The 13757-nt window shown below is 70.0% G+C and carries 12 protein-coding genes; 9 read left to right on the top strand and 3 right to left on the bottom strand.

Annotation, left to right across the window (positions count from 1 at the left end):
* Complete coding sequence (locus tag D1J51_RS11800) at nt 1-2688, bottom strand: transglycosylase domain-containing protein (RefSeq protein WP_240423196.1); 2688 nt, start codon at nt 2686-2688, stop codon at nt 1-3.
* A 101-nt stretch (nt 2689-2789) separates the two neighbouring features.
* Here D1J51_RS11800 and D1J51_RS11795 point away from each other — a divergent pair, with 101 nt between their 5' ends.
* A complete protein-coding gene (locus D1J51_RS11795; RefSeq protein ID WP_119075515.1) occupies nt 2790-2957 on the top strand; it encodes a DUF4177 domain-containing protein in 168 nt (55 codons plus the stop codon).
* 2 nt (nt 2958-2959) lie between these two features.
* On the top strand, nt 2960-3436 hold the full coding sequence (locus D1J51_RS11790) for a RidA family protein (RefSeq protein WP_119075447.1): 477 nt from the start codon (nt 2960-2962) through the stop codon (nt 3434-3436).
* A gap of 108 nt (nt 3437-3544) precedes the next feature.
* Here D1J51_RS11790 and acs read toward each other — a convergent pair whose 3' ends face one another.
* Nucleotides 3545-5533, bottom strand: coding sequence for an acetate--CoA ligase (gene acs, locus D1J51_RS11785; RefSeq protein WP_119075446.1), 1989 nt, complete (start codon nt 5531-5533; stop codon nt 3545-3547).
* Between the two features lie 219 nt (nt 5534-5752).
* On the opposite strand from acs, the gene D1J51_RS11780 reads away from it, so the two are divergent.
* The 7 genes from D1J51_RS11780 to tmk all read left to right on the top strand — a co-directional run bounded on the left by D1J51_RS11780 (nt 5753) and on the right by tmk (nt 13124).
* Nucleotides 5753-6757, top strand: a complete 1005-nt coding sequence (locus D1J51_RS11780) for a CpaF family protein (RefSeq protein ID WP_119075444.1) — start codon at nt 5753-5755, stop codon at nt 6755-6757.
* A complete protein-coding gene (locus D1J51_RS11775) occupies nt 6754-7722 on the top strand; it encodes a type II secretion system F family protein (protein WP_119075442.1) in 969 nt (322 codons plus the stop codon). The genes D1J51_RS11780 and D1J51_RS11775 overlap by 4 nt, the downstream gene beginning before the upstream one ends.
* 166 nt (nt 7723-7888) lie before the next feature.
* A complete protein-coding gene (locus tag D1J51_RS18415; protein ID WP_240423194.1) occupies nt 7889-8227 on the top strand; it encodes a DUF4244 domain-containing protein in 339 nt (112 codons plus the stop codon).
* On the top strand, nt 8205-8624 hold the full coding sequence (locus D1J51_RS11765) for a TadE family type IV pilus minor pilin (RefSeq protein ID WP_240423192.1): 420 nt from the start codon (nt 8205-8207) through the stop codon (nt 8622-8624). Before D1J51_RS18415 ends, D1J51_RS11765 begins: the two co-directional genes overlap by 23 nt.
* Entirely contained in the window at nt 8621-9412 is a 792-nt protein-coding gene (locus D1J51_RS11760; RefSeq protein ID WP_119075441.1) for a M23 family metallopeptidase, read from the top strand. The genes D1J51_RS11765 and D1J51_RS11760 overlap by 4 nt, the downstream gene beginning before the upstream one ends.
* Before the next feature lie 180 nt (nt 9413-9592).
* Nucleotides 9593-12409, top strand: coding sequence for a type I DNA topoisomerase (topA, locus tag D1J51_RS11755; protein ID WP_119075439.1), 2817 nt, complete (start codon nt 9593-9595; stop codon nt 12407-12409).
* Between the two features lie 61 nt (nt 12410-12470).
* Nucleotides 12471-13124, top strand: a complete 654-nt coding sequence (gene tmk, locus D1J51_RS11750) for a dTMP kinase (RefSeq protein ID WP_119075437.1) — start codon at nt 12471-12473, stop codon at nt 13122-13124.
* Between the two features lie 64 nt (nt 13125-13188).
* Here tmk and D1J51_RS11745 read toward each other — a convergent pair whose 3' ends face one another.
* The gene (locus D1J51_RS11745; RefSeq protein WP_162903797.1) at nt 13189-13707 is read right to left on the bottom strand and encodes a SecDF P1 head subdomain-containing protein; all 519 of its coding nucleotides are present in this window, start codon (nt 13705-13707) and stop codon (nt 13189-13191) included.
* Nucleotides 13708-13757: the final 50 nt, after the last annotated feature.

Here is a 13757-nt window from a genome sequence, read left to right as displayed (position 1 = left end):
TCAGCCGCCCCGGCCGCAGGCGAGCGTCAGCGTCACGGTGCTGCTGGTGCGAGCTTCGGAGCCGCTCTCCGGGCTCACCGCGGTCACCTTGTTTCTTCGCGGATCCTCCCTGCCGCCGCCCTCGCAGGTGAAGTCGATGCTCGAGAAGCCGGCGCCGTTCAGTTTCGCCTTGGCGTCGTTACCGGTCGAGCCCACGAGCCCGTCCGGCACCTTCGTCGCCTCCCCGTTGCTGCGGTAGATCGTCACGCCGGATCCCAATCCGACCGACGAACCGGCAGCGGGATCGGTGCTCGCGACCTGACCGCGAGCCACGGAGGAGTCGACCTCGCCGCCGTCGGCGACGTTGAAGCCGAGCTGGCTGAGCATCGAGGACGCCTCTTCGAAGCTCTTCCCCTTCAGATCGGGTACCGTGACCATGGTCTGCTGCACCGAGGCCGCCGAGGGCTGTGGGAAGGCCGTTCCGCCGTACTTCGCGTCGGCGACATTCATGATCGCCGGCCAGATGGTCTGATCGGCGAACATCAGGTTGCCGAAGGGCTGGGTGGAGACGCGGCCCCAGCTGCCGTCCGCCAGCTGCACCGGTCCCGCGTTGCCCACCCACGTCGCCGTGGCCACCCGCGTGCTCGCTCCGGCCGTCCAGTTGTCCTTCACGTCGTCGGTGGTGCCGGTCTTCGCGAGGTGGGCCACGCCGATCGCCGAGCGGGCGTGCCGGGCGAGGCCGTTGTTCACCGTGTACTCCAGCGCGTAGGCCACGCCGGCCGCCACTTCGGGGGCGATCCCCTCCGAACATTTGCTCTTGGTGAACGGCACCGGCTCGTTGTCCGGCCCGAGTATCTGGTCGATCGGCACGGGGGTGCAGACCGTGCCGTTGCCCGCGAAGGCGGCGTAGGCCGAGGCCACCGTGAGCGGCGCGATCTCGTCCACGCCGCCGTAGACATTCGAGGGCACCATCGAGAGGTCGCGGGGGTCGCCGGAGATGGTCGGGTTCTTGATCTTGCCCACGCTGTCCTGGCTGACGTTCCCCAAATCCGCATCCGCCTGCGTCCACGTGGGTTGATCCGACGCCCGTTTGAAACCGAGGTTCTTCGCCGTCTGGAACGTGTCGCAGAGATCCATGCGCTGCTGCATCGACACGAGGCCGCCGTTGATCGACTGAGAGATGGCCGTGAGCACCGGCTGGTTGCCCCTGGTGCGCTCGTTGTCGTTCGTGAAGCCGAAGGTGCCGTAACTGTAGACCCCGTCGGGCATGCAGGACGCCCTGAACGATTGATACGGCACATTGGGGCGGCTATTGACGTTCACAACGTCGCGCACCGAGCGCCCGCTGCGGATCCACTCGGCCAGCGTGACGGGTTTGAAGGTCGAACCTATCTGGAAGCCGCTCGATCCGCCGTACTCGAAGTCGGTGTTGTAGTTGATGTTCGTATATTCGGGGTTGGAATCGAGGAAGTCCTTGGCGTTGTTGAACGGCCGGTTCTGCACCATCGCGAGCACGCGGCCGGTGCCCACTTCGACACTGCTGGTGGCGCCTCCCACGTTGATGCCGTCCATGAGAGCGGGCACCGTGGCGCGCATGGCCCCGAGACCGGCGGCCTGCATGTCGAGGTCGATCGTGGTGTAGATCTGGTACCCGCCGCGAGCGAAGTTGAACTGCCGCTGCTCCGGCGTCTCGCCGAAGCTCGGATCGTTCTTGATGTAGAGCTGCACGTAATCGCAGAAGTTGCCGAGACCGAAGTTCTTCTCCGCGAGGTAGCATCCCTGCTCGCGCACGGTGATCTTCGGCTCGACGGGCGTGTTGATGGCCTCCTCGTGCTGGGCCTTCGTGATCTTGCCCGTTTTCAGCATGCTGTCGAGGATCTTGTTGCGGCGCTCCTGGTTGGCCGGGATGTTCTCCGGCACGTCGAGCTGGTAGATCGAGGGGTTGTTGACGATGGCCACGAGGCTCGCCGACTCGGCGAGCGACAGATCCTTGGCAGACTTGCTGTAGTAGTACTGCGCCGCCGACTCGATGCCGTAGATCTGGCGGCCGAAGAGCGCGATGTTGAGGTAGCCCAGCAGGATCTCGTCCTTCGGGTACTTCTTCTCGATGCTGATGGCGTAGCGCATCTCCTGGAGCTTGCGCTCCATGCTCTGATCCATCGCCTCCTTGTAAGCCTGCTGCTGCTTCTTCTCATCGGAGATGGCGTACGCATCCTGGATGAGCACGTTGCGCACGTACTGCATGGTGATGGTCGAGGCGCCCGAGAGGTTCTGGCCCGTCGCGTTCTGCAGCACCGCGCGCCCGCTCGCGAGCACGTCGACGCCGCCGTGCGTGTAGAAGCGCGGATCCTCCTCGGCCACCGCCGCGTCCTTCACGAACTGCGAGATGCTGTCCCACTCCACCATCTCGCGATTCTGATCGTAGAACTCCGCGAGCTTGTAGACGGTGGTGTCGCTGCCGGTCGCGTAGATCGTCGACGGCTCGGCGAGCTTGCCCGGGTTGAGGTGGTTCGGGAGGCTCTCGAAGATGTTGATCGCCGACTTCGCCGTGATGCCGCTGAAGGCGACGACGGGGGTGACCGCGGCGGTGACGAGCACCCCCGCGATGACGCTCATGGCAATGGCTCCGATGATGCCTCCGAGGGCACCACCCGCGCTGCGCGGCTTGAGCGAGCGCACGCGCGAGGACTGTGATGTCTGACGGGTCATAGAATCAAGGGTAAGCGACATTGCTGACAAAACCGCTGAGCGGCATGCCCGCCGTCGGCGTCGCCCGCCCACCGTTACCGACCACCGAGGGAGATCCGCACGTGAGTGAACCGACCGAAGCCCCGCGCTGGGAGTACTTCGTCACGCCGCTGCTGCTGCACAACGAGGCCCAGATCCTCAACAACTGGGGAGCCCAGGGATGGGAGCTCGTGCAGATCATCGAGGGCCCGGCCGGCGGCAACGTCGCGTATCTGAAGAGGAAGGCCTGAACATGACATCTGCAATCGAGGAGCGCCTGAGCGAGCTCGGCTTCGAAATCCCCGAGGTCGCCGCGGCCGTCGCGGCCTACGTGCCCGCGCTGCGGGACGGAAACTACGTCTACACCGCGGGCCAGCTGCCCTTCGTCAAGGGCGCGCTCCTCGCCACCGGCAAGGTGGGCGAGGGCGAGGGCCTCGTCACGCCGGAGCAGGCCACCGAGCTCGCGCAGCTCTGCGCGCTCAACGCGCTCGCCGCCGTGCGCGGGGTCGTCGGCTCGCTCGACAAGATCACGCAGGTGGTCAAGGTGACGGCGTTCGTGGCATCGGATCCCTCGTTCACGGGGCAGCCCGGAGTGGCCAACGGGGCGTCGGTGTTCCTCGGCCGCGTGTTCGGCGATCTCGGCATCCACGTGCGCTCGGCGGTCGGCGTGGCGTCGCTGCCGCTCGACGCGCCCGTCGAGATCGAGTTCGTGTTCAAGGTCGCCGACTGAGTCGTCGCGGCTGATGCGATGGTGAGAGGGGCGGGTCCGCTGAGCCGGATCCGCCCCTCTTGTCATCGCGCGCAGTCGCTCGCGCTCCTCACCGCTACCCGGACGCCGTCACCGCGTCCCCTCCCGCATCCGGGCGGAGATGGTCTGCATGACCGCGGTGTCGGCGAGAGTGGTGGTGTCTCCCACTTCCTTTCCCTCGGCCACGTCCTTGAGGAGGCGGCGCATGATCTTGCCCGAGCGGGTCTTGGGCAGCTCGGAGACCACGAAGATCTGGCGGGGCCGCGCGATCGCGCCGATCTGGCTCGCGACGTGCTGCTTGAGGGCCTGCTCGGCGTCGTCCGGGGCGAGGAGGGTCTGCTGCGACTTGAGGATCACGAACGCGACGACGGCCTGGCCGGTGGTCTCGTCGTGGGCGCCGATCACCGCGGACTCGGCGACGGCGTGGTGCTCCACGAGCGCTGACTCGATCTCGGCGGTCGAGAGGCGGTGGCCCGAGACGTTCATGACGTCGTCGACGCGACCGAGCAGCCACACGTCGCCGTCCTCGTCCACGCGCGCTCCGTCGCCGGCGAAGTACTGGTCGCCGAACTTCGCCCAGTAGGTGTCGATGAAGCGCTGGTCGTCGCCCCAGATGGTGCGCACCATCGAGGGCCAGGGGCGGCGGATGGTGAGCAGGCCGCCCTGGCCGCGGTCCACGCGGTTGCCCGCCTCGTCGACGACGTTGACGTCGATGCCGGGGTGCGGCACCTGCGCGCTGCCCGGCTTGAGCGAGGTGAGGCCCGGCAGCGGCGAGATCATGATCGCGCCCGTCTCGGTCTGCCACCAGGTATCGACGATGGGGGCGCTGCCGGCGCCGATGATCTCCCGGTACCAGCGCCACGCCTCGGGGTTGATGGGCTCGCCCACGCTGCCGAGCACCCGGATCGATGACAGGTCGTACTGCTCGGGCACCTGGCGGCCGACCTTCATGCAGGCGCGGATCGCGGTGGGGGCCGTGTAGAGGATCGTGACCCCGTACTTCTGCACGATCGACCACCAGCGGCCCCAGTCGGGGGTGTCGGGGGTGCCCTCGTAGATCACCTGGGTCGCGCCGTTGGCCAGGGGTCCGTACACGACGTAGCTGTGGCCGGTGACCCAGCCGATATCGGCGGTGCACCAGTACACGTCGGTCTCGGGCTTCAGATCGAACACGTTGCGGTGCGTCGTGGAGACCTGCGTCAGGTACCCGCCCGAGGTGTGCAGGATGCCCTTGGGCTTGCCGGTCGTGCCCGAGGTGTAGAGGATGAACAGCGGATTCTCGGCGGGAAACCCCTGGGGCTCGTGATCCCCGTCGAACGCGGTGATCTCCTCGTGCCACCACAGATCGCGACCCGGAACCATCGCGACCTCGTTCTTCGTGCGCTCGACCACCAGCACCCGCTGCACCGACGGCTCGCCGCCGGTCTCCAGCGCCAGGGCGTCGTCCACGGTCGGCTTCAGCGCCGAGGCGCGGCCCTTGCGGTATCCTCCGTCGGCCGTGATCACTAGCTCCGCCCGGGCGTCGTCGATGCGCGCGCGGAGGCTCTCGGCGCTGAACCCGCCGAACACCACCGAGTGCGCGGCGCCCAGGCGCGCCACGGCGAGCATGGCGATCACCGTCTCCGGGATCATCGGCATGTAGATCGCCACACGGTCCCCGGCCGTCACGCCGAGACTCGTGAGCATGTTCGCGGCCCGCTTCACCTCGTGCGTGAGCTCCGCGTAGGTGAGGGTGCGCGTGTCGCCCGGCTCGCCCTCGAAGTGGATGGCGACTCGGTCGCCGAGGCCGGCGGCCACGTGCCGATCGAGGCAGTTCGCCGCGACGTTCAACTCGCCGTCCGCGAACCACTTCGCGAACGGCGGGTTCGACCAGTCCAGGATCTCGGTGAACGGCTTCGACCACTTCAGCCGCCGCGCCTGGTCCGCCCAGTACGCCTCGGGATCCTCCGCCGCGCGCCAGTACACCGACGAATCGTTCACGTTCGCCTGCGCACGGAACTCCGGCCGAGGCGGATACGTCTCCGCCTCCTCGCCGTGCCGCAGAGGGTGGCTTTCGATGGTCCCGTGCTGGTCAGTCATGGACGCCCTTATCCGATCATTCGAGTGTGGCCGCTCGCCGCCGCGCAGACCGTGCTCACGCGTCGGCGAGTCAAGCAGTGCAGGTCCAGGGTATACCTTCGCCCTCTCTCCACTCACCCTTCGCCCCACGAACGGAGAAACGCCGAGATATGCGTCGAGTTATCCACATTCGGGAGATCCGGGGTGCGGATCCGGCGACTTCTTGCTTCGCTGAGTCGCATGAACACCGCATCGCCGCTCGTCGGGCGGGCCCCGCCCCGGAGCCGCACGGACGGGCTCGGGATCGCCGCGCGTCGCGCGCTGGGCGGACTGCTGCCGCTCCTCGACGACCCCGAACTGCGCGACGTGCTCGTGCAGGTGCGCGACGGTCAGGGCAGTCTCTGGCTCGACCGCGGCGGGAGCATGCAGGAGGTGACCGGGTGGGTCGCCGATTCCGACTCGGTGCACCATCTCGCCACGGAGCTTATCGCGGCGGGCGGCCGCCATCTCGACGAGCTGCACCCCTGCGCCGACGTGAGCCTGGGCGACGGGATCCGGGTGCACGCGGTGCTCCCGCCGATCGCGGCCGGCGGGGCGGCGGTCTCCATACGCGTGCCCAGCGTCCGGCCGCTCGACTTCGGCGAACTCGTGCGGGGCGGCCTGTGCGATGCCGCGATGGCCGCCGCGCTGCGCGGCTCGGTGCGGGCGCGGCGCAACCTGCTCGTGACCGGCGGAACGGGGAGCGGCAAGACGACCGTGCTCGCGGCACTGCTCGAGGCGGCGCCCGCCCACGAGCGCATCCTCGTGATCGAGGACGTGGGAGAGCTGCGGCTGCGGCACCCGCACGTGGTCTCGCTCGAGGCGCGCCAGGCGAGCGCGGAGGGAACGGGGGAGGTGAGGCTCGACCGGCTGCTGCGAGAGGCGCTGCGCATGCGCCCCGACCGCATCGTGCTCGGAGAATGCCGCGGCGCCGAGATCTCGACCCTGCTCGGGGCGCTGAACACCGGACACGACGGCAGTGCGGGCACGCTGCACGCGAACCGCATCGAGGACGTGCCGGCGCGGCTGGAGGCGCTGGGCGCGCTCGCCGGTTGGAGCGCCGAGGCGCTCGCGCGTCAGGCGGTCTCCGCCCTGCACGGCGTCATCCACCTCGAGCGCCGCGGCGGGTCCCCTCGCATCGCCGCGGCGGGGCGGCTGACGCTCGGGGCCGACGGGCTGCTCGGGATCGAGCGGGTGCGCCCGTGAGGCGCCGCGGAGCGTCGGGCGGGGCCGCCGGCGCGGCGGGGCGCGGAAGGGGAGCGGCGTCCCGTTCCGGGGCGGAGGCGCCGCCCGTCGATGCGGCCGAGACGGCGCTGCGATGCTCGGCCCTGTTGCGGGGAGGCGTTCCTCCGGCGCGGGTGTTCGAGCTGCTGGCCGCGGAAGCCCCGGCGGGGAGCATCGCCGCGGAGCTCTCGGCGCGAGTGGGGGCGGGTGAGACGGCGGTCTCCGCGCTCGCGGGGCAGGGCTCGCCGGAGTGGCGCGTCATCGCGGTCGCCTGGGCGCTCGCCGAGGAGAGCGGAGCTCCCCTCGCCCCCGCTCTGGAGCGCATCGGCGGGGCGCTGCGGGCGATCGAGCAGCTGCGCGGACGCCGCACTGTGCTCCTCTCCGGGCCGCGCGCCACCGTGCGGCTGGTCTCCGCGCTGCCACCGCTCGCGCTCCTGCTCGGCGGGCTGCTCGGCTTCGATCCGCTGCCGGTGCTGTTGAGCCCCGCCGGGGCGGTGCTGGTGACCATCGGGATCGCGCTGCTGCTTTCGGGCATCACCTGGGGACGTGCGCTGCACCGCAGCGTCGAGCGCTCGGACCGCATCGCCGGGCTCGAACTCGAACTCGTGTGGATCGCACTGGGAGGGGGCGCGCACCCGAGGGCGGCGTGCCGCAGAGCGGTCGATCGCGTCGACGACATCGGAGCCGAGTGGGTCGCGTTCGACAGCTTCGGGCGCGAGGGGACGCTCGCCGCGGTGATCGGTGCGGCGGCGCGCTCCGGAACGCCGATCGGCCCGATGCTGCTGGAGGAGGCTTCCGCCGGGCGTATCCGCGCCCAGGCGGAGCTCGAGCGGGAGGCGGAGCGCCTGGGTGTGCGGGTACTCGTGCCGCTGGGCGTCTGCGTGCTGCCCTCGTTCATCGTGCTCGGCGTCGTGCCGGTGCTCATCTCGATGATCGGCGGCCCCTGAACGGGCGGGCGCGAGGCACACGATTCGCCCACAGCAGACCCGAATATACGATTCGGCACCTCTTCTCCACAGATTGCACGCAGCCGATCCGCGACCGGCTTCGTCGCACGAGGATGGGATCCACCGGCGCTCGCCGGGAGCCGTGCGCGACGAAGGGAGACCCCCGATGAATGTCAGACTCGAACTCGTGTCGGACCGGCGCGACAGCGTGCCGAGCGGTTCCGCCGGCCGGCCGGCCGCGGCACGACCCGCGCTCGCCGAGCGGCGGATCGCGGCTGTCGAGACGGATCGAGAACTCGTGTTCCGTGCGCCGTCGCGGTCGTGCAGGAGAGCACGCATACGAGAGCTGCTCGAGGACGAGCGCGGTGCGGTGACCGCCGAGTACGCCATCGTGATCATGGCCGCCGTCGCCTTCGCCGGTCTGCTCGTCGCCATCATGCGGTCCGACGAGATCCGGGCGATGCTCGTGCAGCTGGTCGAGAATGCGCTCGGCACCGGCGGGTGAGCGGGGTGAGGCTCGCGGGGCGCTGCTCGGGGCCGAGCGCGCGCTGCGGCGGGTGCTCGCCGATGAGCGGGGCACGGTCACCGCCGAGTTCGCGATCGTGCTGCCGGCGATCCTGGTCGTGCTCGGCCTCACGATCGGCGGCATCCTCATCGCCGCGCATCGCATTACTCTCGTCTCGCTCGCGGGGCAGGTTTCGCGGCTCGAGGCCCGCGGAGACGGCGACCGGGCGGCAGCGGTGCTCGCCGAGTGGGGATCGCGGATCGAGGTGAGCCGCAGTCGCGCCGGCGGCCTGCACTGCGTGACCCTGCGGTCGCGGCCCGGCGGGGGCCTGCTCGCCGGGATCGGGGTGGAGAGCCTCTCGTGCGCCGCGATCAGCGGCGAGGGGAGCGTCGAGTGAGCGCCCCGGCCCTCCTCGCGTGCGCCGCCGCCGCGCTGTGCCTCGGGCTCCCCGTAGTCGCGGCGTCGGCGCAGCTGGAAGCGCAGCATCGCGCGGAGAACCTCGCCGATGCCGCCGCGCTCGCGGCGGCGGACGCGCTCGCGGGCTGGGTCGACGCGGAACCGTGCGAGCTCGCCCGACGGGTTGCGGCCGCGGGCGAGGGGAGGCTGAATCGCTGCGAGATCGACACCGCGCGCGCCGAGGCGCTCGTGGAAGTGAGCGTCGCGGCCGCACTCGGCGGGGCCGAAGGCGAGGCTCGTGCGGGGACCGATCCCGTGGGCGGGGTCGAGGGAGGACCGGTGGGCGCGAACGGCTGGGCCTGGCCCTCCGATCTGCGAGGGGTGACGCAGGGCTTCCACGACGGATTCTCCATCGACCTGGCCGTCACGCAGGAGGGCGCGCTCTACGCCCCCTATGACGGCGTCGTGGTGTGGGCGGGGCCGGACGGCGGCGGCGTACCCGCGACGTGCCTCGCGCGACCCGAGTGGTGGCGCGGCCCCAACTGGACCGTTCTGATCCGTCACGAGTACCGCGGTCGGGTGTTCTACAGCTCGCACAACCACATGGAGCCCGGTTCGCCGCAGCGGTTCGGCGTGGCGCCGGGGATGCGGGTGGGTGCGGGGCAGCGCGTGGCGACGTCGGGAATGAGCGGTTGCACCAGCGGTCCGCACACCCACTTCACGCTCTCCTCGCAAGAGGCGAACTCCTTTCCCGACCTCGATCCGTTCGAGTATCTGGGGCCTCCGTGATCGACCCGCCGCGGTCCGTCGCGCGGGTTCGCCATAATAGAAGCAGCGCGCTTCCGGCCGCGACGGAGTCATCGTCGATGGCGGATTCTCACATGAGAGTGTGTATCGTGTCGGTGCAGAATGGTGGCCCGAGTCGAGAAGGCCCGCGTGCGCAGAGCTCGAAGCAACGAATGGAGACCGGTGGAGGGTGCGAAGAAACTCGTGATCGTCGAGTCGCCGACCAAGGCGAGGACGATCGGCGGATACCTGGGAGATGATTACGAGGTCATCGCCTCCGTCGGCCATGTGCGCGATCTGGCTGAGCCCTCCGAGCTGCCGAGCGAGCTGAAGAAGGGCTCGTTCGGCAAGTTCGCGGTCGACGTGGAGAACGACTTCGCCCCCTACTACGTGGTCAACGACAACAAGAAGAAGACCGTCGCAGAACTCAAGCGGGCGTTGAAGGGGGCGGACGAGCTCTGGCTCGCCACCGATGAGGACCGCGAGGGCGAGGCCATCGCGTGGCACCTGCTCGAGGTGCTGAAGCCCAAGGTGCCCGTCCGCCGCATGGTGTTCCACGAGATCACCAAGGAGGCCATCGAGCAGGCGAAGCAGAACACACGCGACCTCGACATCGCACTCGTCGATGCGCAGGAGACCCGGCGCATTCTGGACCGCCTCTACGGTTACGACGTCTCGCCCGTGCTCTGGCGCAAGGTGGCGCCGAAGCTCTCGGCCGGCCGTGTGCAGTCGGCGGCCACCCGCCTCGTCGTCGACCGCGAGCGCGAGCGGCAGGCCTTCCGCGCGGCCGAGTACTGGGATCTCTCCGCCACGTTCCGCCCCGGTTCCGACGCGGACGACGCCACCGCGTTCGAGGCCCGGCTGGTGCGCCTCGACGAGCAGCGCCTCGCCACGGGCGGCGACTTCGGCGACGACGGCGAGCCGACGGCCAGGGCGGCGAAGGTCGGCGTGATCCGTTTGGAGCAGCAGCGGGCCGAGCGCCTCGCGGCGCTGCTTTCCGAGGGCGCCGAGGCCGAGGTGCGTGCCGTCGAGACGAAGCCGCACACTCGGCGCCCGGCCGCGCCGTTCACCACCTCCACGCTGCAGCAGGAGGCCTCGCGCAAGCTCCGTTACAGCTCGCGGCAGACCATGTCGTTCGCGCAGTCGCTGTACGAGAACGGCCACATCACCTATATGCGAACCGACTCGCCCACGCTCTCGAAGCAGGCGGTCCAGGCGGCCCGCTCGCAGGCCGCCGAGCTCTACGGCGCCCACACGCTGCCGGAAAAGCCGCGTGTCTACGCCGGCAAGTCGAAGGGCGCGCAGGAGGCGCACGAGGCGATCCGCCCGGCGGGAGACGCCTTCCAGCGCCCGAGCGAGCTCAAGGGCAAGCTCTCCCAGGGGGAGTACGCGCTGTACGAGCTGATCTGGAAGCGAACCGTGGCCAGCCAGATGGCCGACGCGAAGGGATCCACCGACACGGTCGCGCTCGCGGTATCGGTCGCGGAGCCCGGCGCGGCGGCGCCGACTGCGGCCGAGTTCACCGCGAGCGGCACCGTCATCACCTTTCCCGGCTTCCTGCTCGCCTACGAGGAGGGCCGCGACGAGAAGCGCGGAGACGGGTCCGGCGATCAGAACGTCTCGCTGCCGCGGCTCGCATCCGGTCAGCGGCTCGCCGTCGAGAGCCCCGAGGCCAAGGGGCACGAGACCAGCCCGCCGCCCCGGTACACGGAGGCCAGCCTCACCAAGCGGCTCGAGGAGCTCGGCATCGGCCGTCCCTCCACCTACGCGGCGATCATCAGCACGATCATGGATCGCGGGTACGTGGCGAAGAAGGGGCAGGCCCTCGTGCCGAGCTGGATCGCGTTCTCGGTGGTGCGCCTGCTCGAGCAGCACTTCAGCGAGCTGGTCGACTACGACTTCACCGCCGAAATGGAGAACGACCTCGACCGCATCGCGGCGGGGGAGGAGGCCCGCGGCAAGTGGCTGGGCGAGTTCTACTTCGGAAACGACGCCCACCCGGGGCTGCGGGGTGTCGTCGACAACCTCGGAGAGATCGACGCCCGCGCGATCAACACGATCAGGATCGATGACCAGATCTCGCTGCGCAACGGCAAGTACGGCCCCTACCTCGAGGTGTTCGACGAGAAGTGCGAGGTGGGGGAAGACGGCGTGCTCAAGCCTCGCAGCGTCAACATCCCCGACGGGATGGCGCCCGACGAGCTGACCCCCGAGCGGGCGCACGAGCTCGCAGACGCGGAGCCCGCCGAGGACCGCGTCGTCGGGTCGCACCCGCGCACGGGCAGGCGCATCGTGGCGAAGAACGGCCGCTTCGGGCCGTACGTCACCGAGCTCCCCGACGAGGACGAGGAGCTGCCGAAGGGGCAGAAGCCGCGCACCGCGTCGCTCTTCAAGAGCATGGACCCGGCCACCGTCGATCTGGAGACGGCGATCGCTCTGCTCGACCTGCCTCGCGTGGTGGGCGTCGATCCGGAATCGGACACCGAGATCACGTCGCAGAACGGCCGGTACGGCCCCTACCTCAAGAAGGGCTCCGACACCCGCTCGCTCCCCAGCGAGGACGCGATCTTCTCGATCGACCTCGCCGGCGCGCAGGAGCTCTTCGCACAGCCCAAGTACGGTGCTCGCAAGGCGTCGAGCGCGCTGAAGGAGTTCGACGCCGATCCCGTGAGCGGCAAGCCCGTGCGCGTGCGAGACGGCCGCTTCGGCCCGTACGTCACCGACGGCGAGACCAACGCGACCATCCCGCGCGGCGACAGCGTCGAGGACATCACCTTCGAGCGGGCCATCGAGCTCCTCGCCATCAAGCGCGCGAAGGGTCCCGCCAAGAAGAAGGCTCCCGCCCGGAAGACGGCGGTGAAGAAGGCCCCGGCGAAGAACGCCGCGAGCAAGGCGTCCTCCGAGAATGGCGTCGACCCGGCGCGCTCGGCCGCGGCCAAGAAGGCGGCGGAGACGCGCAGGGCGAACGCCGCGAGGAAGGCCGCCGAAGCCGCGGGCTGAAGCGCGTCCGGTTGGATCGGAGCGCGCGGAGTGGACGAATCCGAGTAAAGGAGCGGGGCAGATGAGCGGTCTCTTCATCACTTTCGAGGGCGGCGACGGCGCGGGCAAGAGCACGCAGGCGGAGCTGCTCGACGCATGGTTCGAGGAGCGCGGGTACGAGGTGGTGCGCACCTGCGAGCCCGGAGGCACGAGGCTCGGCTCCGCGCTGCGCTCGCTGCTGCTGCACGGCACCGTCGGTGAGGGCTTCGACGAGGTCGGCGCGGTCGATCCCCGAGCCGAAGCGCTGCTCTACGCCGCCGACCGCGCCCAGCACGTGGCCAACGTGGTGCGCCCGGCTCTGGAACGCGGAGCGGTCGTGGTGCAGGACCGCTACATCGACTCCTCGCTCGCCTACCAGGGCGCGGGACGCGTGCTCGACATCGCAGAAGTGCGCCGAATCAGCGATTGGGCCGCCCAGGGGCTCTGGCCCCACCTCACCGTGCTGCTGGACCTCGACCCCGACACCGCCGCCGCCCGGCGCCGGGCTCGTGGCGGTACTTCCGACCGCCTCGAGTCTGAGGCCGACGAGTTCCACCGCGCGGTGCGCAGCGGGTTCCTCGCTCTCGCGCAGGCGGATCCCGACCGCCACCTCGTGCTCGACGCCTCGGAGGCCGTCGACGAGCTGCACACGGCGATCCTCGCCAGCGTCGCACCGCTCGTCTCGAACGCCGGCTGACGCTCTCGTCTACCGGGCCCGGCCCGGTAGATCGGCTCGGAAGACGACCGACCCGCTGGCCGCCTCAGCCGGTCAGGCGGTCGTAGAGCTCCTGCAGGCGGTCGCCCGAGATGTTCACAACCTCGTCGGAGAGTTCCGACATCACGGCGGGCATCGACCGGACCTCACCGTCGACGATGATCGCCATCTGATTCTGAGGTGCGGCGCGCCCCACGAGCTTCCCGGTGAGGTCGCCGAGCTGCGCGGCGTCCTCCGACTCGAGGCGGAGCTCGATCAGCTTCGGTGTCGGGTCGGCGTCCTCGCTCGCCGCGACGAGCGCCGCTCGCCCTCCGCTCGTCGAGAACCGCATCTCGGGATCGATGCGCACGCACTGCGGGGTGGTGCTCGTGGAACCGGGAGCATCGAACATGTCGGCCGCATCGTCGGCGCAAGCCCCGGGGCCGATGCTCTCGACCGCGGCGAACACGACCTCCGCGGTCAGCGGCTTGCCGCTGTCATCGCCCGAGCCCGACGGAGCGCACCCCGAGGCGCCGAGCGCGATCACTGCGAGTATCACGGTGGTCGGCACCCATCGGCGAGACATGCTCCCATGCTAACAAGCCGGGCAACCATCGGGTCGGAGCGCCCGAGAGC

The sequence above is a fragment of the Leucobacter sp. wl10 genome, from assembly GCF_003569785.1.
In the GTDB taxonomy this organism is placed as follows: Bacteria; Actinomycetota; Actinomycetes; order Actinomycetales; family Microbacteriaceae; genus Leucobacter.
The sequence above is the reverse complement of the archived record's forward strand: the minus strand, read 5'-3'. Positions and strand labels throughout refer to the sequence as shown.

Excerpts from the sequence above, each read along its gene's own strand:
- D1J51_RS11800 (WP_240423196.1), bottom strand. The coding sequence starts at position 2,688 with ATGACCCGTCAGACATCACAGTCCTCGCGCGTGCGCTCGCTCAAGCCG.
- D1J51_RS11790 (WP_119075447.1), top strand. The coding sequence starts at position 2,960 with ATGACATCTGCAATCGAGGAGCGCCTGAGCGAGCTCGGCTTCGAAATC.
- acs (WP_119075446.1), bottom strand. The coding sequence starts at position 5,533 with ATGACTGACCAGCACGGGACCATCGAAAGCCACCCTCTGCGGCACGGC.
- D1J51_RS11780 (WP_119075444.1), top strand. The coding sequence starts at position 5,753 with ATGAACACCGCATCGCCGCTCGTCGGGCGGGCCCCGCCCCGGAGCCGC.
- D1J51_RS18415 (WP_240423194.1), top strand. The coding sequence starts at position 7,889 with ATGAATGTCAGACTCGAACTCGTGTCGGACCGGCGCGACAGCGTGCCG.
- D1J51_RS11765 (WP_240423192.1), top strand. The coding sequence starts at position 8,205 with ATGCGCTCGGCACCGGCGGGTGAGCGGGGTGAGGCTCGCGGGGCGCTG.
- tmk (WP_119075437.1), top strand. The coding sequence starts at position 12,471 with ATGAGCGGTCTCTTCATCACTTTCGAGGGCGGCGACGGCGCGGGCAAG.
- D1J51_RS11745 (WP_162903797.1), bottom strand. The coding sequence starts at position 13,707 with ATGTCTCGCCGATGGGTGCCGACCACCGTGATACTCGCAGTGATCGCG.